Raw genomic sequence first — 18,908 nt, 5'->3', positions numbered from 1 at the left:
GAGCAAGCCCGCTCCCACATTGGAACGCATTCCAATGTGGGAGCGGGCTTGCTCGCGAAGAGGCCGGTTCAGGCACTGACAAAATCGGTGCCTGACACCAGATCACCCCTTGAACACTTCATCCAGCAAGTTATGCATCGACGTGAACGCCCGAGCGGCGATCTTCGCGTCATACATCATCATGCCCGGCACCTTGGCATGCGGATCCGTGAACGAGTGGAACGCACCGCCGTAGCTCAACAACTGCCAGTCCACACCGGCCGCGTTCATTTCATCTTCGAACGCCGGCAACTGCTCCTTCGGCACCAGTGGATCGGAGGCACCGTGCAGTACCAACACCTTACCCTTGATGTTTTTCGCATCGGCCGGATCCGGTGTGTCCAGCGTGCCATGGAACGATACCGCAGCTTTCACCGGCGCACCGGTACGGGCGAACTCCAGGGCACAGCAGCCACCGAAGCAGAAACCGTAGGTCGCCAGTCTCGAAGTATCGACTGCCACCTCGCCCTGACTCTGCAACTGTTCGAACGCCGCCTGCATGCGCTTGCGCAGCAATGCGCGGTCATTCTTCAACGGCATCATTGCCGCGCCGGCCTCGTCATTGTTCGTCGGACGAACCGATTGACCGTAAAGATCTGCGATCAGCACCACGTAGCCCTTGGCTGCCACCGACTTGGCGATCTCCTCGGCACCGGCGCTGACGCCCATCCAGTTCGGCGCCATCAACAAACCCGGACGCGGGCCTTTATGGTCGGCATCGAAGGCCAGACGGCTTTCGTAGGCCTGACCATCAATCTGATAGGCAACGGAACGTACAGTGATTTGGCTCATTTCTGACTCCTGATTTTTGAACACCAGAATGAAAAAACCCGCCGAAGCGGGTTTTCTACAACGCAGTTAAGCTGATAGCTCGACCAACAGTTTGTTCAGACGGCGCACGTAGGCCGCCGGATCTTTCAAGCTGTCGCCGGCCGCCAGGGCCGCCTGATCGAAGAGGATGTGCGACAGGTCGCCGAAGCGCTCGTCGCTCTGCTCGTTGTCGAGCTTCTCGATCAGCGGGTGAGCCGGGTTGAATTCGAAGATCGGCTTCGAATCCGGAACCTTCTGGCCGCTGGCTTCGAGGATCTGACGCATCTGCAAGCCCAGGTCCTGCTCGCCGATGGCCAGAATCGCCGGGGAGTCGGTCAAACGATGGGACACCCGAACTTCCGCAACGGATTCGCCCAGCGCGGTTTTCAGACGCTCAACCAGACCTTCCTTAGCCTTGGCGACTTCTTCCGCAGCCTTCTTGTCCTCTTCCGAGTCCAGGTTGCCGAGGTCCAGGTCACCGCGCGCCACGTCGACAAAGCTCTTGCCGTCGAAGTCGCTGAGGTAGCTCATCAGCCACTCGTCGATGCGATCCGTCAGCAGCAGCACTTCGATGCCTTTCTTGCGGAAGACTTCCAGGTGCGGGCTGTTCTTGACTTGCGCGTAGGTTTCGCCGGTCAGGTAGTAAATCTTGTCCTGACCTTCCTTGGCGCGCGCCAGGTACTCGGCCAGGCCAACCACCTGTTCGCCATCGTCGCCATGGGTCGAGGCGAAACGCAGCAGGCCGGCGATTTTTTCTTTGTTGGCGAAGTCTTCTGCCGGGCCTTCTTTCATGACCTGACCGAAGTTTTTCCAGAAGCCCTTGTATTGCTCAGGCTCGTTCTTCGCCAGTTTTTCCAGCATGTCCAGAACGCGCTTGGTCAGCGCCGACTTCATGGAATCGATGATCGGGTCTTTCTGCAGGATTTCCCGCGACACGTTCAGCGACAGGTCGTTGGAATCGACCACGCCCTTGATGAAGCGCAGGTACAACGGCAGGAAGGACTCGGCCTGATCCATGACGAACACGCGCTGCACGTACAATTTCAGGCCTTTCGGCGCTTCACGCTGGTACAGGTCGAACGGCGCACGGGTTGGCACGTACAGCAGCGAGCTGTATTCGAGCTTGCCCTCGACCTTATTGTGGCTCCAGCTCAGCGGGTTTTCGAAGTCGTGAGCGATGTGTTTGTAGAACTCCTGATATTCCTCATCCTTGATTTCGGTACGCGGACGGGTCCACAGGGCGCTGGCGCGGTTGACGGTTTCCCACTCAACGGCCGGCTTCTCTTCGCCCTCGGTGGCTGCCACTTCTTTCGGCAACTCGATCGGCAAAGCGATGTGATCGGAGTACTTCTTGATGATGTTGCGCAGGCGCCAGCCATCGGCGAACTCGTCTTCACCGGACTTCAGGTGCAGGACGATGCGAGTACCACGGTCAGCCTTGTCGATGGTCGCGACTTCGAAGTCGCCTTCGCCCTTGGAGGACCAGTGCACGCCTTCGCTGGCAGCTGCGCCGGCACGGCGGCTGTACACGTCGACCTTGTCGGCGACGATGAATGCGGAGTAGAAACCGACACCGAACTGGCCGATCAGATGCGAGTCTTTCTTCTGGTCGCCGGTCAGGTGCTTCATGAAATCGGCGGTGCCGGACTTGGCGATGGTCCCCAGGTGGGTGATCGCATCTTCGCGGCTCATGCCGATACCGTTGTCTTCGAGGGTGACGGTTTTAGCGTCCTTGTCGAAGCTCACGCGGATTTTCAGTTCGGCACCACCTTCCAGCAGCTCTGGCTTGGCCAGGGCTTCGAAACGTAATTTGTCGACAGCGTCAGAGGCGTTCGAGATCAATTCGCGAAGGAAAATTTCCTTGTTGGAATACAGCGAATGGATCATGAGGTGCAGCAGTTGCTTCACCTCGGTCTGGAAGCCCAGGGTTTCCTTTTGAGTTTCCACACTCATGGTCATCAAACTCCAATCAGATGGCATAAGCCGCGACCTTGAGGGTCGTCGGCGGGTTGTCCTCAGAGTTTGGGGCACCGTTCAGGATTTCAAGGGCTCTTCGAGTTTGAAATGTGCGCGGGCCGTGGCAATGGGTTCGGCTTCGGTGCTTTGCCAGGCGGTAATCGCCACGTTGGCGACCCTGCGACCCTGGCGGCAAACCTGGCATCGGGCCCAGGTATCGCGAAACTGCCCGGCACGCAGGTAATCCAGGGAAAAGTCGATGATTTTCGGCACCCCGGGCGATCCGGTAAACACCAACAGATGCAGCGCGGCGGCCAACTCCATGAAACCGGCGATCACACCGCCATGAATCGCCGGCAACAAAGGGTTACCAATGTTGTCCTTGTTCGCTGGCAGCTTGAACAGCAGCTCATCTCCCACCCGTGAACATTCGACGCCGATCAGCCGGGCATAGGGAATCAAATCCAGCAGCGAGGCGTAATCGCCCTGCTCGTGGGCCTTTTGCAATTGGTCCTTTAGCGACTCACTCATTGCGCACCTCCGGCAACCGCGCCACCAAAGCCCTTGGTGCCTTTGAGGCCCTTGCCCATGCGCATGAAAGTGCCCATCACATGGGCAATGGGTTGCTCGGGGTCATCCTGATAGGCGAAACCACGGGCGAAAATCACGTCGGTGGTGACGCGGTAGCACTGGGCAAAGCCGTAGACATCTTTATGCGGCTCGGCGGCGTGCATGTAGTCGATGCGCAGATCGAGGGTCGGGCAGACCTCGAATTCCGGGAGCACGCAAAGCGTCGCCATGCCACAGGCCGTGTCCATCAGCGAAGTCAGCGCCCCGCCGTGAATCACGCCGGTTTCGGGATTACCAACGATCTGCGGGCTGTATGGCAGCACAATCGTCAGCCCTTCGCTGCTGGCGCTGTGAACGCTTAGTCCCAGTACCTGGCAATGTCGCAGCGCCGACAGAAAGCGCATCGCACGCTCAAAAACGGGGTTTTCAGCCATTTGTTAAAAACTCTTGTTTATATCCGTACAGTGCGGTGGCGGTCCGGGTAAAAGTTCCGCATTAGAGCAAACTTATATATCTGAAAGAATTAAGGAACTTAACCCTGATGCGTGGGCTCTTAAGGCCAGTAGATGCTTTTCATCAGGAGAAACACCCCATGCGTAAGACTTTAGCTATTGCCTTGATGTTGACCGCTTCCCTCGGTCTCGCTGCCTGCGATAAAAAATCCGAGGACAAAGCTCAAGATGCTAACCAACATGCTGAGCAAGCCCAGCAAAAAATGAACGAAGCACAGGATAAAGTGAACGACGCGGCGAAAGAAAACGCCGAAGCCGCCAAAGATCAGGCTGAATCGAACGCAGCAGCGGCAAAAGAGGCTGCACCGGCCGCTCCGGAAGCACCTAAGAACTAATGCGGTTTTTAGCGTGATAAAAGAAAACCCGCCAAGTGCGGGTTTTCTTTTGTCTTCAAAAAAGCGGTTAGAGCAAAATCGTACGAAAGGTCGGACTAATCATCAGCAACAACGAACAGATTAATCCCACCAGCCAAACCAGACTGCGTTGCCAGGCCAGGTCTTTCCAGTAACACACCAGATAAATAACCCGCGCAATCACAAAGATGATAGCCAGACAATCGATAAGCCATCCCGCCGTCTGCGTGGTATGCGCCATCAACACACCCACCGCAAACAACATGAACGCTTCGAAACTATTCTGATGCGCTGCCACCGCACGGGCACCGAAACCTGTGAGTTGGCCCTGCTGCTGGCGCGGTAGGTGATTGTTGTAACCGCCCTGCTCTTTCATGGCCTTCGTCACGGGCATACGCGCCACGTAAATCAGCACGGCACTGATAAACACACACCAGAACGGAATACTCATCAAGCAGCCTCTTTGATCACCTCCGGCAACGGCGCCTCTGTAGGGGTATAGACCATCACGTCGAGAACGTCGGAATGAAACTCGCGGCGGTACAACACAAACACGACGCCGGCACTCATCAACATGAACAACCATGGGCTGACAAACCAGGCCAGCATGGTCATGCCGAAGTAGTAGGAACGCAGCCCGAAGTTGAACTGGTTGGCGGCCATGGAGATGACGCGGGCCGCGCGGGAAGCGAACGCTTTGCGCTCTTGCTCGGACACATGGCGCTCGCCGACCATCGGCGCCGACCCCACCAGCACCGCCGCAAAGTTGTACTGGCGCATGCACCAGCTGAACGTGAAGAACGCATAGACAAACACCAGCGCCAGGCACAGCAACTTGATTTCCGACATACCCTGGGACGCCTGTTGCACCATCGGGATATCCGCCAGCAACGACACCGCCCGCTCCGAAGCCCCCAGCACCGTGAGAATACCGGCCAGGATAATCAACGTACTGGAGGCGAAGAACGAAGCATTGCGTTCCAGATTGCCGATCACACTGGCATCGGCGATGCGGTTGTCGCGCAGCAGCATGCGGCGCATCCAGTCCTCACGATACAGGTGCAGCACACTGGCCAGACACGCGGTGTCACGGCCTTTCCATGTGGCATAGCGAGTGTACCCGCCCCAGCAGATAACGAACCAGATGGCGGCAAGAATGTGGATCAGATTGGCTTGGATGAACGACATGCAGGTCCTTGTGATGTGCAAGAGGAGTACCGAATCCCTGTGGGAGCGGGTTTGCAATGCTTCGACGTTAGCTCAACAGAAAAGACACCGCATCACCCCATAAAAAAATGCCCCGTATCGATTGATACGGGGCATTTCTGTTTTGTTCACAGGCCCGCTTGTGACGGGCCGGTAAAGCTTAAGCCAGCGCTTCTTCGCGCTTGCCCAGCATACGGTCGCAGACCACGGCGACCACCAGAGTCATCACCGACGGCACCAGCCAGGCCAGGCCCTGCTCGCTCAGCGGCAGGTGCGCCAGTTGCGTCGGCATCCAGTCCGCCAGCCCGGCGCCTTTGAGGGCGTCGATCAGGCCGAAGATGAACGACACCAGCATCACCGGGCCGAGGATACGGCCCTGCTCATGCCAGAAGTCCTTGCAGAAGCTCAACGCCACCAGAACGATGCACGGTGGGTAGATCGCAGTGAGCACCGGGATCGAGAACGCAATCAACTTGGTCAGGCCCAGGTTGGACACCAGCAGCGAGAACGCAGCGAGGATGATCACCAGAGTCTTGTAGGACAGCGGTACCACTCGGCTGAAGTACTCGGCGCAGGCACAAGTCAGGCCGACTGCAGTCACCAGACACGCCAGCGAGATCAGCACCGCAAGGAAACCGCTGCCCAGCGAACCGAAGGTGTGCTGCACGTAGGCGTGCAATACCGCCGCGCCATTGGTTGCGCCAACGGCCACTTCGTGGCTGCCCGAACCAAGACGGAACAGGCTGACATACACCAGCGCCAGGCCCACACCGGCAATCAGACCGGCGATGATCGCGTAGCGGGTGATCAGTGCTGGCGACTCGACGCCGCGGGAACGGATGGCGTTGACGATAACGATGCCGAACACCAGGGCGCCCAGGGTATCCATGGTCAGGTAACCATTGATGAAGCCTTGGGAAAACGGGGCTGCCATGTATTCAGGGGTTGCCTGACCAATGTCACCGGCCGGCAGGGCGAAGGCTGCAATGCCCAGCACGGCCAGGGCTATGATCTTCAGCGGAGCGAGAAAACGCCCTACGGTATCCAGCAAACGGCCCGGATACAGCGAGATGAAGAACACCAGCAGGAAGTAAACCGAGCTGTACAGAAACAACGCCAGCGGGCTCTCGCCGGTCAGCGGCGCCAGGCCCACTTCGAACGATACGGTGGCAGTACGTGGCGTCGCGAACAGCGGGCCCACAGCCAGGTAGCATGCCGCCGCCAACAGGCCGCCGGCGATTTTACCGATCGGACTGCTCAACGCATCCATTGCGCCACCGACCTTGGCCAGGGCCACAACGGTGATCACCGGCAAACCCACGGCAGTGACCAGAAAACCCAGCGCTGCCATCCAGACATTAGGCCCGGACTGCAAACCGACGATAGGCGGGAAGATGATGTTGCCAGCCCCGACGAACAGGGCAAACGTCATAAAACCAAGTGCCAGGATGTCCTGGCCTTTCAACACTTTCATTAAGGAAATACCACACTACTGAATCGGAATTTAGAGAGGGATTTCCCTATGGGTGAGGGAAATGCTGTCAGTCCGTATAAGACCGACCCTTTTAGCGCGTTGCAGCCTTGTGGGACGCGGACGCAAAAATGGCGAGTAGCCTAACGAATTTGGCCGACAAACGCACTGTTAGTGGGCAAACATTCCGATCTACGACATCTTTGTGTCGCGTTTTTGCATGTTGATAGATGTCACCTGGAAGTCCGCCTTCGCGGGCAAGCCCGCTCCCACATTGGAACGCGTACAAAATGTGGGAGCGGGCTTGCCCGCGAAGAGGCCGGTACACCCAACACAAACCCCGGAAACGACAAAGGCCACCCGAAGGTGGCCTTTGTTTGGTGAAGCGTCAGCTAAGCGCGAGGCTTACTTGACAGCCCAACCAGTCAGCTCGGCCAGGGCCTTGCCGATGTCTGCCAGCGAACGCACGGTTTTAACGCCTGCGTCTTGCAGAGCAGCGAATTTCTCGTCTGCAGTGCCTTTGCCGCCAGAGATGATTGCGCCAGCATGGCCCATGCGCTTGCCCGGAGGAGCAGTCACACCAGCGATGTAGGAAACAACCGGCTTGGTCACGTGTGCCTTGATGTAGGCAGCCGCTTCTTCTTCAGCCGAACCGCCGATCTCGCCGATCATCACGATCGCTTCGGTCTTCGGGTCTTCCTGGAACAGCTTCAGGATGTCGATGAAGTTCGAACCCGGGATCGGGTCACCACCGATGCCGACGCAAGTCGACTGACCGAAACCGGCGTCAGTAGTCTGCTTTACAGCTTCGTAGGTCAGGGTGCCGGAACGGGAAACGATACCGACCTTGCCTGGCAAGTGAATGTGACCTGGCATGATGCCGATCTTGCATTCGCCTGGAGTGATCACGCCTGGGCAGTTAGGGCCGATCAGGGTAACACCCAGCTCGTCGCACTTAACTTTAGCGTCCAGCATGTCCAGGGTAGGAATGCCTTCGGTGATGCAGACGATCAGCTTGATGCCGCCGAAAGCAGCTTCCAGGATCGAGTCCTTGCAGAAAGGAGCCGGAACGTAGATCACGCTGGCGGTAGCGCCAGTGGCAGCTACTGCGTCTTTAACGGTGTTGAACACTGGCAGACCCAGGTGCTCGGTGCCGCCTTTGCCTGGAGTTACACCACCAACCATCTTGGTGCCGTACTCGATGGCTTGCTGGGTGTGGAAACTACCTTGCGAACCGGTAATACCCTGGCAGATAACTTTGGTGTCTTTATTGATCAGGACGCTCATTATTTGCCCTCCGCAGCTTTGACAACTTGTTGAGCAGCGTCGGTCAGGCTGGTAGCAGCGATGATGTTCAAACCGCTTTCTGCCAGTACTTTAGCGCCCAGCTCAGCGTTGTTGCCTTCAAGGCGAACAACAACCGGGATTTTCACGCCGACTTCTTTCACTGCACCGATGATGCCTTCGGCAATCATGTCGCAACGAACGATGCCGCCGAAGATGTTGACCAGTACTGCAGCGACGTTAGTGTCGGACAGGATGATCTTGAACGCTTCGGTAACGCGTTCCTTGGTAGCACCGCCGCCCACGTCGAGGAAGTTGGCTGGCTTGCCGCCATGCAGGTTGACGATGTCCATGGTACCCATGGCCAGGCCAGCACCGTTGACCATGCAACCGATGTTGCCTTCCAGCGCCACGTAGTTCAGTTCGAACTTGGCAGCGTGCGCTTCGCGCGGATCGTCTTGCGACGGATCGTGGAAAGTCTTCAGCTTTGGCTGACGGTACATGGCGTTGGCGTCGATGTTGATCTTGGCGTCCAGGCAGTGCAGATCGCCGTCAGCCTTGATCACCAGCGGGTTCACTTCCAGCAGGGCCAGATCGTGATCCTGGAACAGTTTGGCCAGACCTACGAAGATCTTGGCGAACTGGGCAACTTGCTTGCCTTCCAGACCCAACTGGAATGCCAGTTCGCGACCCTGGAATGGCTGAGCGCCAACCAGTGGATCGATAGTGGCTTTCAGAATTTTTTCTGGAGTGTCGTGAGCGATTTTCTCGATGTCCACGCCACCTTCGGTGGAAGCCATGAACACGATACGACGGCTCGAACGGTCAACGACAGCGCCCAGGTACAGCTCTTTAGCGATATCAGTGCACGATTCAACCAGGATCTTGGTGACTGGCTGACCATTGGCGTCAGTCTGGTAAGTCACCAGACGCTTGCCCAGCCACTGCTGTGCGAAGGCTTTGGCGTCTTCTTTGTTGCGAACCAGCTTTACGCCGCCCGCTTTACCGCGACCACCGGCGTGGACCTGGGCTTTGACAACCCACTCGCTGCCGCCGATTTTGTCGCAAGCTTCTGCTGCTGCTTCCGGGGTGTCTACCGCGTAACCGGTGGAAACTGGCAGGCCGTACTCAGCGAACAGCTGCTTACCCTGATACTCGTGAAGATTCATGCTTATTACCGTCTTCGTTAGGTACTGCGCATTCGGTGCTGCACTCATTCAAGTGCCGCACCACCTGTGACTGCTGCTTGCATAGCCTTTCCGGATACCCGGTGCAGCTATGCAAGACTGCGTCCAGCGGATATTCCGCGGTGAGTCTTGCATGCAAGGCTCACGACGGGCCATTCCGCCGTGGTTTCTTATTGTCTTAACGCTTCTTGCGGTTGGCGATGTGGATGGCGCCGCCATTCACTGCCAAAGCAGCTTCGTGCAAGGCTTCAGACAGGGTCGGATGGGAGAAAACCATCATGCCCAGGTCTTCAGCGCTGGTGCCGAATTCCATACCGATCGCGCCCTGCTGAACCAGTTCGGCAGCGCTTGGGCCAATCACGTGGACGCCCAGTACGCGGTCTGTCTTGGCATCTGCGATGACCTTGACGAAACCGCCGGTATCGTTGGCAGCCATGGCACGGCCAGAGGCTGCGAACGGGAAGGTGCCGACGTTAACTTCAACGCCTTCGGCTTTCAAGGCCTGCTCGGTTTTACCGACCCACGCGATTTCCGGGTGAGTATAAATAACCGAAGGGATCAAATCATAGTTCATCTGGGCCTTGTGGCCCTTGATGCGCTCGACAACCATGATGCCTTCTTCGGACGCCTTGTGCGCCAGCATCATGCCGCGAACCACGTCGCCGATGGCGTAAACGCCCGGTACGGTGGTGGCGCAGTGATCGTCAACGTGCACGAAACCGCGCTCATCCAGGGTCACGCCGCAGTCGGCAGCCAGCAGATCAGTGGTCACCGGACGGCGACCAACGGCTACGATCAGCTTGTCGAAAGTGATGTTCTGTTCGCCCTTGGCATCGGTGTAGTTCACCACGACTTCGTCGCCGTTCACTTTGGAACCGGTGACGCGTGCGCCCAGCTTGATGTCCAGACCCTGTTTGGTCAGGGTTTTCAGCGCTTCCTTGGAAACAGCGGTGTCCGCTGCCATCAGGAAGGTGTCCAGGGCTTCCAGGACAGTCACTTCTGCACCCAGACGCGACCAGACCGAACCCAGTTCCAGACCGATAACGCCAGCGCCGATCACGCCCAGACGTTTTGGAACCGATTGGAATTCCAGAGCGCCAGTCGAATCGACGATCACATTCTGGTCGACCGGAGCCGGTGGAATGTCGATCGGACGCGAGCCCGGAGCGAGGATGACGTTTTCGGCTTCGATGATTTCTACCGAGCCGTCTGGCTTGGTGACTTCAACTTTCTTGCCGGCCAGCAGCTTGCCGTGACCCTGGATGGAGGTCACACCGTTGGCTTTGAACAGGGTCGCAACGCCGGAGGTCAGGCCTTTGACGATGTTGGCTTTACGGCCAACCATCGCTGGCACGTCCATGGTCACGCCAGCGTGATTGATACCGTGGATCGCGAAACCGTCCTGGGCTTCGTGGAATTTCCACGAGCTGTCCAGCAGGGCCTTGGATGGAATGCAGCCGACGTTCAGGCAGGTACCGCCCAGAGCCAGTTTGCCTTCCTTGTCGGTGTACTTCTCGATGCAGGCAGTGGAGAGACCCAACTGCGCGGCCTTGATGGCAGCGACATAACCGCCAGGGCCCGCACCGATCACTACTACGTCAAATTTCTGCGACATTCAAAAAATCCTCTTTAGCGAAAAGCTTCAAGCCGCGAGCGGCAAGCCAGGCTGCGGGTTTTCCGACAGCACAGGCTTGCAGCTCATGGCTGCTTCTATCAGATATCCAGCAACAGACGAGCCGGATCTTCCAGCAGGTTCTTGATGGTCACCAGGAAGGTCACAGCTTCTTTGCCATCGATCAGACGGTGATCGTAGGACAGTGCCAGGTACATCATCGGACGGATAACGACCTGACCGTTGATGGCCATAGGACGCTGGATGATGTTATGCATGCCCAGGATGGCTGCTTGTGGCGGGTTGACGATCGGAGTCGACATCATCGAACCGAAAGTACCGCCGTTGGTGATGGTGAACGTACCACCGGTCATTTCGTCCATCGACAGCTTGCCGTCGCGGGCCTTCTTGCCGAAGGTGGCGATGCCGCCTTCGATTTCAGCCAGGCTCATCAGTTCGGCGTTACGCAGAACCGGTACAACCAGTCCGCGATCGCTGGAAACTGCAACGCCGACGTCGGCGTAGCCGTGGTAAACGATGTCGCCGCCGTCGATCGACGCGTTGACAGCCGGGAAGCGCTTCAGCGCCTCGGTAGCCGCTTTCACGAAGAAGGACATGAAGCCCAGGCGTACGCCGTTATGGCTCTTCTCAAAGAGATCCTTGTACTTCGAACGCAGCGCCATGACTTCGGTCATGTCGACTTCGTTGAAAGTGGTGAGCATCGCCATGTTCGACTGAGCTTCAACCAGACGCTTGGCCACGGTGGCACGAACGCGAGTCATCGGAACGCGCTTCTCGATGCGATCGCCAGCAGCGAACACAGGAGCAGCGGCAGCCGGAGCAGCAGCCTTGGCAGGTGCGGCAGCAGGAGCAGCTTTCTTGGCTTCGACAGCGGCAACCACGTCTTCCTTGGTTACACGACCATCTTTGCCGGTGCCTTTGACGGAAGCCAGGTTGATGCCGTTTTCTTCGGCCAGCTTGCGAGCAGCTGGAGCTGCGATAGCGTCTTCGTCAGCGCCGGCAGCTGGAGCGGCAGCAGCAGCGGCCGGAGCAGCAGCGGCAGCCGGAGCTGCGGCAGCAGCGCCGCCTTCAACGATGGAGCCCAGGACTTCGTCAGACAGAACGGTGTCGCCTTCGTTCTTGACGATAGCGCCCAGCACGCCGTCAGCGGTAGCCAGCACTTCCAGCACGACCTTGTCGGTTTCGATGTCGACGATCAGTTCGTCGCGCTTGACCGCGTCGCCCGGTTGTTTATGCCAGGTGGCAACGGTGCCATCGGCAACCGATTCCGGGAAAGTGGGGGCTTTGATCTCGATAGCCATTGTCTGTGGTTCCTTAAATTCGGTTTCAGGTGCGCGAAGGCGTTAAACAGTAAAGGCGTCTTGCAGCAGTTGTTCCTGCTGTTCGGCGTGCATCGATGCGTAACCGCATGCAGGTGCAGCAGAAGCCTCACGGCCCGCGTACTCGAGCACGAGAGACTTGTTGAGGTTGCTGATGCTGCGACGCATGTGGTGTTGGCTGCAGTACCAGGCACCCTGGTTCATCGGCTCTTCCTGACACCAGACGGCATGCTTGACGTTGGTGTACGGAGCCAGGACTTCTTTCAGGTCGTCCTCAGGGAATGGGTACAGCTGCTCGATACGCACGATGGCGATGTCGTCACGACCTTCGGCACGGCGTTTTTCCAGCAGGTCGTAGTAGACCTTGCCGCTACACAGAACAACGCGCTCGACCTTTTTCGGGTCTTGGGCATCGATTTCCGGGATGACGGTCTGGAACGAACCTTCGGCCAGATCTTCCAGCGTCGAGATGGCCAGCTTGTGGCGCAGCAGCGACTTCGGAGTCAGGACTACCAGTGGTTTGCGCAGCGGGCGAATGACCTGACGGCGCAGCAAGTGGTAGATCTGAGCCGGCGTCGTCGGCATGCATACCTGAATGTTGTGCTCGGCGCACAGCTGCAGGTAACGCTCCAGACGAGCCGAGGAGTGCTCCGGACCCTGACCTTCATAACCGTGCGGCAGCAGCATCGTCAGACCGCACAGACGGCCCCACTTGTGCTCGCCACTGGTGATGAACTGGTCAATCACTACCTGGGCGCCGTTGGCGAAGTCGCCGAACTGGGCTTCCCAGATAACCAGGGCATTCGGCGTGGTGGTCGAGTAACCGTACTCGAACGCCAATACCGCTTCTTCGGACAGGAACGAGTCGTACAGGTCGAAGCGCGGCTGACCGTCGTACAGGTTCTGCAGCGGGATGTAGGTGCCCGCGTCTTTCTGGTTGTGCAGGACAGCATGGCGGTGCGAGAACGTACCGCGGCCGATGTCCTGGCCAGTCATGCGAATCGGGTGACCTTCGAACGCCAGGGTCGCGTACGCCATGGTTTCAGCGTAACCCCAGTTGATCGGCAGGCCGCCGGCTTGCATCTTCTGGCGGTCTTCGTAGATCTTGGCAACCTGGCGCTGAACCACGAAGCCTTCCGGGATTTCCAGCAGCTTGGCGGACAGTTCCTGCAAGGTCTTGAGATCGAAGCGAGTGTCGTGACGCGCGGTCCAGGCGTGGCCCAGATACGGACGCCAGTCCACGAACAACTCTTTGTTCGGCTCTTTGACCAGGCTTTTCACTACGTGCAGACCGTTGTCCAGCGCGTTGCGGTATTCGTCGACTTTCGCCTGAACACGCGCTGCGTCCAGCACACCGCCCTGGGTCAGACGATCGGCATACAGCTCACGGGTGGTGCGCTGTTTGGTGATCTGCTGATACATCAGAGGCTGGGTACCGCTTGGCTCGTCGGCCTCGTTGTGGCCGCGACGACGGTAGCAGACCAGGTCGATCACCACGTCACGCTTGAACTGCATGCGGTAGTCGATGGCCAGCTGGGTCACGAACAATACAGCTTCCGGATCATCACCATTCACATGGAGGATCGGTGCCTGGATCATTTTCGCAACGTCGGTCGCGTACTCGGTGGAGCGCGAGTCCAGCGGGTTGCTGATGGTGAAACCAACCTGGTTGTTGATCACGATGTGCACGGTACCGCCGGTTTTGAAACCGCGGGTCTGCGACATCTGGAAGGTTTCCATGACCACGCCCTGACCTGCGAATGCAGCATCACCGTGGATGGAGATCGGCAGAACCTTCTCACCGGTCGGGTCGTTGCGACGATCCTGACGGGCGCGAACCGAACCTTCGACAACCGGGGAAACGATTTCCAGGTGGGACGGGTTGAACGCCATGGCCAGGTGAACTTCACCGCCAGTGGTCATCACGTTGGACGAGAAGCCCTGATGGTATTTGACGTCACCGGAACCCAGCTCGACCTTCTTCTTGCCTTCGAACTCGTCGAACAGCTCGCGCGGGTTCTTGCCGAAGGTGTTGACCAGCACGTTCAGACGGCCACGGTGGGCCATGCCGATGACGATTTCCTTGGTGCCGTAGGAACCGGAACGCTGGATCAGCTCGTCGAGCATCGGAATCAGGCTTTCGCCGCCTTCCAGACCGAAACGCTTGGTACCCGGGTATTTGGTGCCCAGGTATTTTTCCAGGCCTTCGCCGGCGGTCACGCGCTCGAGCAGGTGGCTCTTGATGTCGGCGGAGTACGTCGGACGACCGCGCACGCTTTCCAGACGCTGCTGGAACCACTGGCGCTGCTCGGAATCGGTGATATGCGTGAATTCAGCGCCGATGGTGCGGCAATATGTCTGCTGCAACGCTTCGTGAATTTCGCGTAGGCTCGCTTCCTCTTTGCCGATGAACAGGTCGCCGGCACGGAAGGTCGTATCAAGATCGGCATTGGTCAAGCCGTAATGATTGATCGACAGGTCTGCAGGTGCAGGACGCTGCCACAGTCCCAGCGGGTCAAGCTGGGCTGCCTGGTGGCCACGCATACGGTAGGCCTGGATCAATCGCAGCACTTCAACTTGCTTCTTCTCGTGCTCACTGCTCACGCTGCCGGCGGAAACCGGTTGGGCGCGGCGCTGGTTCTTTGCCAGCAAGACGAAATGATCGCGAATTGTGGAGTGCGAAACATCGGTGGCAGAGTTGCCGTCAGCAGGCAACTTCTGGAAGTAGGTGCGCCACTCTTCTGGCACAGCGTTAGGGTCGTGCAGGTAGAGCTCGTAAAGCTCTTCCACATAGGCAGCGTTACTACCGGATAGGTAGGCACTGTTCCACATGCGCTGCATCACGCTTTCTTGCATGCTTGGTCACCCTCGGTTAGGGGAACACCATCGGTGTCGACACCGAGCAAACTTGCAGAAGTCCGAATGCAGCGACCAAAACAAGCCACTAGGATCACACTGATAGTCCGGGTACCAGCCCGGATGCCCCTGCTTGTCTCATTTCTTCAAAATAAGAGCCGCAGCCTTTTAAGCTGCTGCTCAGGTTAAAACTACGGCGCCGGTTGAAGCCTGCGCCGTAGCATCTACGGGTACAGCGGTCCTACGGGTACAACAGCTGAATCACACGCCGCTCGAGAGCAACATGTTACGGATGTGACCGATGGCCTTAGTCGGGTTCAGGCCTTTCGGACATACGTTGACGCAGTTCATGATCCCGCGGCAGCGGAATACGCTGAACGGGTCATCCAGCGAAGCCAGACGCTCGGACGTCTTGGTGTCACGACTGTCTGCCAGGAAGCGGTACGCTTGCAGCAGAGCAGCTGGACCCAGGAACTTGTCCGGGTTCCACCAGAAGGACGGGCAGGAAGTCGAGCAGCAAGCGCACAGGATGCACTCGTACAGACCGTCCAGCTTTTCACGCTCTTCAGGGGACTGCAGACGCTCGATGGCCGGAGCCGGCGTGTCGTTCTGCAGGTATGGCTTAACCTTCTCGTATTGCTTGTAGAAGATGCTCATATCGACGACCAGGTCACGGATAACCGGCAAACCTGGCAGAGGACGAACGATCAACTTGTTACCTTTTACGACGGCAGACAGCGGCGTGATGCACGCCAGGCCGTTTTTGCCGTTGATGTTCATGCCGTCGGAACCGCAAACACCTTCACGGCAAGAGCGACGATAGGAGAAACCCTCGTCCTGCTCTTTGATCAAGGCCAGCACATCCAGCACCATCAGGTCTTTACCACCGGTATCGACCTGGAATTCCTGCATGAACGGCGCAGCGTCCTGATCAGGGTTGTAACGATAAACACTGACTTGCAACATGGCGGTCACCCTTAATAAGTCCGGACTTTAGGTTCGAAAGTCGGAACAGTCTTCGGCGAGAAGTTCACGGCACGCTTGGTGACGCGCTTGTCACCCGGGAAGTACAGGGTGTGGCACAGCCAGTTTTCGTCGTCACGATCTTCGAAGTCTTCACGGGCGTGAGCACCGCGGGACTCTTTACGCACTTCGGCAGCAATGGCGGTAGCTTCAGCCACTTCCAGCAGGTTTTGCAGTTCCAGCGCTTCGATACGGGCAGTGTTGAACGCCTGCGACTTATCGTTGATCTTCACGCTGGCAATGCGGGTACGCAGCTCAGCCAGCTGAGCGATACCTTTCTGCATGTATTCGCCGGTACGGAATACACCGAAGTAGTTCTGCATGCAGCTTTGCAGCTCGCGACGCAGGGTAGCCACATCTTCACCTTCGGTACGCTCGTTCAGAGCGGACAGACGGGCCAGGGCCGCATTGATGTCGGCGTCGGTGGCGTCGTCGTATTCGATGCCGTCGGTCAGTGCTTTTTCCAGGTGCAGGCCGGCAGCGCGACCGAATACCACCAGGTCGAGCAGAGAGTTGCCGCCCAGGCGGTTGGCACCGTGAACCGATACGCAAGCCACTTCGCCCACGGCAAACAGACCAGGAATGATCTGATCCACGCCTTCGGCGTCCTGGGTGATCGCCTGACCATGGATGTTGGTGGCAACGCCGCCCATCATGTAGTGGCAGGTCGGAACAACCGGAACCGGAGCAACAACCGGGTCAACGTGCGCGAAAGTCTTCGACAGTTCGCAGATGCCTGGCAGACGGCTGTGCAGCACTTCCTCGCCCAGGTGGTCGAGCTTGAGCATTACGTGGTCGCCATTCGGACCGCAACCGTTACCGGCGATGATTTCTTTAACCATCGAACGGGCAACAACGTCACGACCGGCAAGGTCTTTGGCGTTCGGAGCATAACGCTCCATGAAACGCTCGCCGTGCTTGTTGATCAGGTATCCACCTTCACCACGGCAACCTTCTGTAACCAGTACACCAGCGCCGGCGATACCGGTCGGGTGGAACTGCCACATTTCAATGTCTTGTACCGGTACGCCGGCACGCAGCGCCATACCAACGCCGTCACCGGTGTTGATCAGGGCGTTGGTGGTCGAAGCGTAGATACGGCCTGCACCGCCGGTCGCCAGCACGGTGGCTTTCGCGCGGATGTAGGTGGTTTCGCCGGTTTCGATGCAGATGGCGATCACGCCGACGAACTCGCCTTCGCCGTTTTTCACCAGATCGACAGCGTAGTACTCGTTCAGGAACACGGTACCGGCTTTCAGGTTGCCCTGATAAAGGGTGTGCAGCAGCGCGTGACCAGTACGGTCGGACGCAGCGCAAGTACGGGCAGCCTGGCCGCCTTTACCGTAATCCTTCGACTGGCCGCCGAATGGACGCTGGTAGATACGACCTTGCTCGGTACGCGAGAACGGCATACCCATGTGGTCCAGCTCGTAGACGGCAGCCGGGCCTTCCTGACACATGTATTCGATAGCGTCCTGGTCACCGATGTAGTCGGAACCCTTGACGGTATCGTACATGTGCCAGCGCCAGTCATCGTTCGGGTCAGCAGACGCGATCGCGCAGGTGATGCCGCCTTGAGCGGATACAGTGTGCGAACGGGTCGGGAAAACCTTGGTGATCACGGCAGTCTTGTGACCGCCTTGTGCCAGTTGCAGCGCTGCGCGCATGCCGGCACCGCCACCACCAATAATGATGGCGTCGAAAGAAATCGTTGGAATGTTAGCCATGACTCAGATACCCCAGAGAATCTGCACACCCCAGACGAAGTAAGCGAACATCGCAACGCCGCATACTGCCTGGAAAAGGAAACGTACTGCAGTCGCGGACTTGCCCAGCGCCATCGGCGTCAGGTAGTCGGTCGCGATGGTCCACATGCCGACCCAGGCGTGAGCGCCCAGGGCCACAAGGGCCAGCAGACTGAAGATACGCATCCCGTTGTGGGCGAACAGGCCGTGCCATTGGTCGTAGCCAATGCCCGGGTTCGCTGCGAGGTATCCGATCAGGAAGATGAAATAAGCCGCGAGAACGACCGCAGACACACGTTGCGCCATCCAGTCATAAAGACCGGAACGCGAAAGGTTCGTAACGCTGGTTACCATATCCAAACTCCTGCCAGAACGATCAACACCACGGAAACGGCGATGATAATTTTCGAGCCCAGGCGGCCGCCTTCCAGCGTCTCACCGATGCCCATATCCATGATCAGATGGCGCACACCGGCTACCAGGTGATACAGAAGAGCGGACAGGAGGCCCCATGCTACGAACTTGGCCAGTGGACTGGTCAAGGTTGCCTTCACGTCGGCAAAACCTTCCTCGGAACCCAGAGATTTGCCCAATGCATAAAGCATGAAGCCAAGGCCCAGGAAGAGGATGATGCCGGAAACACGGTGAAGAAACGACGTAACGCCGGTGATGGGGAGTTTGATGGTCCTTAGGTCTAGGTTTACAGGTCGTTGGCTTTTCACGGCTTTTTTTTCACACTGAAGAGCCCCTAACAATCAGGGCAAAGTTGTTGGGGAGTGCACTGGTCAGGTAACCACCACCCAGGGATGCGACCCCCAATAAAGCAGGCCCAAAAGCCCTTGGCGGTCGGTGGCCGAGTATAGACAGTTAGGCTACTAATGACAACGCAAAGACCTAACCCAAACAGCGGATTGCGCAACTGACATAAAAGGCGTAAATGGCGG

17 protein-coding genes are annotated in these 18,908 nt (G+C 58.0%); 1 reads left to right on the top strand and 16 read right to left on the bottom strand.

The window, feature by feature from the left end; translation table 11 throughout:
* Nucleotides 1-102 precede the first annotated feature (102 nt).
* From AC07XF_RS09395 to AC07XF_RS09380, 4 genes are all read right to left on the bottom strand, one after another.
* Nucleotides 103-831, bottom strand: a complete 729-nt coding sequence (locus tag AC07XF_RS09395) for a dienelactone hydrolase family protein (protein WP_495026265.1) — start codon at nucleotides 829-831, stop codon at nucleotides 103-105.
* Between the two features lie 66 nt (nucleotides 832-897).
* Entirely contained in the window at nucleotides 898-2,802 is a 1,905-nt protein-coding gene (gene htpG, locus AC07XF_RS09390; protein WP_495026264.1) for a molecular chaperone HtpG, read from the bottom strand.
* 81 nt (nucleotides 2,803-2,883) lie between these two features.
* Nucleotides 2,884-3,336: a PaaI family thioesterase gene (locus AC07XF_RS09385; RefSeq protein ID WP_477775717.1), complete on the bottom strand. Its 453-nt coding sequence runs from the start codon at nucleotides 3,334-3,336 to the stop codon at nucleotides 2,884-2,886.
* Entirely contained in the window at nucleotides 3,333-3,809 is a 477-nt protein-coding gene (locus tag AC07XF_RS09380; protein WP_495026263.1) for a PaaI family thioesterase, read from the bottom strand. The genes AC07XF_RS09385 and AC07XF_RS09380 overlap by 4 nt, the downstream gene beginning before the upstream one ends.
* Nucleotides 3,810-3,967: 158 nt before the next feature.
* On the opposite strand from AC07XF_RS09380, the gene AC07XF_RS09375 reads away from it, so the two are divergent.
* Entirely contained in the window at nucleotides 3,968-4,222 is a 255-nt protein-coding gene (locus AC07XF_RS09375) for a hypothetical protein (RefSeq protein WP_007984576.1), read from the top strand.
* A gap of 67 nt (nucleotides 4,223-4,289) precedes the next feature.
* Here the strand turns inward: AC07XF_RS09375 and AC07XF_RS09370 are convergent, their stop codons facing one another.
* The 12 genes from AC07XF_RS09370 to sdhC form a co-directional block, all read right to left on the bottom strand.
* Complete coding sequence (locus tag AC07XF_RS09370) at nucleotides 4,290-4,691, bottom strand: MAPEG family protein (protein ID WP_495026262.1); 402 nt, start codon at nucleotides 4,689-4,691, stop codon at nucleotides 4,290-4,292.
* Nucleotides 4,691-5,428: a DUF599 domain-containing protein gene (locus AC07XF_RS09365; RefSeq protein WP_495026261.1), complete on the bottom strand. Its 738-nt coding sequence runs from the start codon at nucleotides 5,426-5,428 to the stop codon at nucleotides 4,691-4,693. Before AC07XF_RS09365 ends, AC07XF_RS09370 begins: the two co-directional genes overlap by 1 nt.
* 178 nt (nucleotides 5,429-5,606) lie before the next feature.
* Nucleotides 5,607-6,920 carry a branched-chain amino acid transport system II carrier protein gene (brnQ, locus tag AC07XF_RS09360; RefSeq protein WP_495026260.1) on the bottom strand — a complete coding sequence of 438 codons (1,314 nt, stop codon included), beginning with the start codon at nucleotides 6,918-6,920 and terminating at the stop codon, nucleotides 5,607-5,609.
* 402 nt (nucleotides 6,921-7,322) lie between these two features.
* Nucleotides 7,323-8,204 carry a succinate--CoA ligase subunit alpha gene (sucD, locus tag AC07XF_RS09355; RefSeq protein ID WP_003223019.1) on the bottom strand — a complete coding sequence of 294 codons (882 nt, stop codon included), beginning with the start codon at nucleotides 8,202-8,204 and terminating at the stop codon, nucleotides 7,323-7,325.
* The gene (sucC, locus tag AC07XF_RS09350; protein WP_003223015.1) at nucleotides 8,204-9,370 is read right to left on the bottom strand and encodes an ADP-forming succinate--CoA ligase subunit beta; all 1,167 of its coding nucleotides are present in this window, start codon (nucleotides 9,368-9,370) and stop codon (nucleotides 8,204-8,206) included. The genes sucD and sucC overlap by 1 nt, the downstream gene beginning before the upstream one ends.
* A 196-nt stretch (nucleotides 9,371-9,566) precedes the next feature.
* Nucleotides 9,567-11,003, bottom strand: a complete 1,437-nt coding sequence (lpdA, locus tag AC07XF_RS09345) for a dihydrolipoyl dehydrogenase (protein WP_007998079.1) — start codon at nucleotides 11,001-11,003, stop codon at nucleotides 9,567-9,569.
* Between the two features lie 98 nt (nucleotides 11,004-11,101).
* Nucleotides 11,102-12,322 carry a 2-oxoglutarate dehydrogenase complex dihydrolipoyllysine-residue succinyltransferase gene (gene odhB / locus AC07XF_RS09340; protein ID WP_007977514.1) on the bottom strand — a complete coding sequence of 407 codons (1,221 nt, stop codon included), beginning with the start codon at nucleotides 12,320-12,322 and terminating at the stop codon, nucleotides 11,102-11,104.
* 42 nt (nucleotides 12,323-12,364) lie between these two features.
* Complete coding sequence (locus AC07XF_RS09335; protein WP_495026259.1) at nucleotides 12,365-15,196, bottom strand: 2-oxoglutarate dehydrogenase E1 component; 2,832 nt, start codon at nucleotides 15,194-15,196, stop codon at nucleotides 12,365-12,367.
* Between the two features lie 261 nt (nucleotides 15,197-15,457).
* The gene (locus AC07XF_RS09330) at nucleotides 15,458-16,162 is read right to left on the bottom strand and encodes a succinate dehydrogenase iron-sulfur subunit (protein ID WP_003223007.1); all 705 of its coding nucleotides are present in this window, start codon (nucleotides 16,160-16,162) and stop codon (nucleotides 15,458-15,460) included.
* An 11-nt stretch (nucleotides 16,163-16,173) separates the two neighbouring features.
* Entirely contained in the window at nucleotides 16,174-17,946 is a 1,773-nt protein-coding gene (gene sdhA / locus AC07XF_RS09325) for a succinate dehydrogenase flavoprotein subunit (protein ID WP_495026258.1), read from the bottom strand.
* A gap of 3 nt (nucleotides 17,947-17,949) precedes the next feature.
* Nucleotides 17,950-18,318, bottom strand: a complete 369-nt coding sequence (sdhD, locus tag AC07XF_RS09320) for a succinate dehydrogenase, hydrophobic membrane anchor protein (protein WP_007977503.1) — start codon at nucleotides 18,316-18,318, stop codon at nucleotides 17,950-17,952.
* Nucleotides 18,312-18,686 (bottom strand): succinate dehydrogenase, cytochrome b556 subunit, encoded by a 375-nt coding sequence (sdhC, locus tag AC07XF_RS09315; protein WP_033052382.1) that lies wholly within the window; start codon nucleotides 18,684-18,686, stop codon nucleotides 18,312-18,314. The genes sdhD and sdhC overlap by 7 nt, the downstream gene beginning before the upstream one ends.
* Nucleotides 18,687-18,908 lie beyond the last annotated feature (222 nt).

The organism is Pseudomonas sp. GW821-FHT01C01 (genome assembly GCF_059422645.1).
Note: the sequence above shows the minus strand (reverse complement) of the source record. Positions and strands in the feature narration are given on the sequence as shown.

Excerpts from the sequence above, each read along its gene's own strand:
- AC07XF_RS09335 (WP_495026259.1), bottom strand. The coding sequence starts at position 15,196 with ATGCAAGAAAGCGTGATGCAGCGCATGTGGAACAGTGCCTACCTATCC.
- brnQ (WP_495026260.1), bottom strand. The coding sequence starts at position 6,920 with ATGAAAGTGTTGAAAGGCCAGGACATCCTGGCACTTGGTTTTATGACG.
- sucC (WP_003223015.1), bottom strand. The coding sequence starts at position 9,370 with ATGAATCTTCACGAGTATCAGGGTAAGCAGCTGTTCGCTGAGTACGGC.
- AC07XF_RS09365 (WP_495026261.1), bottom strand. The coding sequence starts at position 5,428 with ATGTCGTTCATCCAAGCCAATCTGATCCACATTCTTGCCGCCATCTGG.
- odhB (WP_007977514.1), bottom strand. The coding sequence starts at position 12,322 with ATGGCTATCGAGATCAAAGCCCCCACTTTCCCGGAATCGGTTGCCGAT.
- AC07XF_RS09380 (WP_495026263.1), bottom strand. The coding sequence starts at position 3,809 with ATGGCTGAAAACCCCGTTTTTGAGCGTGCGATGCGCTTTCTGTCGGCG.
- AC07XF_RS09330 (WP_003223007.1), bottom strand. The coding sequence starts at position 16,162 with ATGTTGCAAGTCAGTGTTTATCGTTACAACCCTGATCAGGACGCTGCG.
- lpdA (WP_007998079.1), bottom strand. The coding sequence starts at position 11,003 with ATGTCGCAGAAATTTGACGTAGTAGTGATCGGTGCGGGCCCTGGCGGT.
- sdhD (WP_007977503.1), bottom strand. The coding sequence starts at position 18,318 with ATGGTAACCAGCGTTACGAACCTTTCGCGTTCCGGTCTTTATGACTGG.
- sdhA (WP_495026258.1), bottom strand. The coding sequence starts at position 17,946 with ATGGCTAACATTCCAACGATTTCTTTCGACGCCATCATTATTGGTGGT.
- AC07XF_RS09375 (WP_007984576.1), top strand. The coding sequence starts at position 3,968 with ATGCGTAAGACTTTAGCTATTGCCTTGATGTTGACCGCTTCCCTCGGT.
- AC07XF_RS09370 (WP_495026262.1), bottom strand. The coding sequence starts at position 4,691 with ATGAGTATTCCGTTCTGGTGTGTGTTTATCAGTGCCGTGCTGATTTAC.
- sucD (WP_003223019.1), bottom strand. The coding sequence starts at position 8,204 with ATGAGCGTCCTGATCAATAAAGACACCAAAGTTATCTGCCAGGGTATT.
- htpG (WP_495026264.1), bottom strand. The coding sequence starts at position 2,802 with ATGAGTGTGGAAACTCAAAAGGAAACCCTGGGCTTCCAGACCGAGGTG.
- AC07XF_RS09395 (WP_495026265.1), bottom strand. The coding sequence starts at position 831 with ATGAGCCAAATCACTGTACGTTCCGTTGCCTATCAGATTGATGGTCAG.
- AC07XF_RS09385 (WP_477775717.1), bottom strand. The coding sequence starts at position 3,336 with ATGAGTGAGTCGCTAAAGGACCAATTGCAAAAGGCCCACGAGCAGGGC.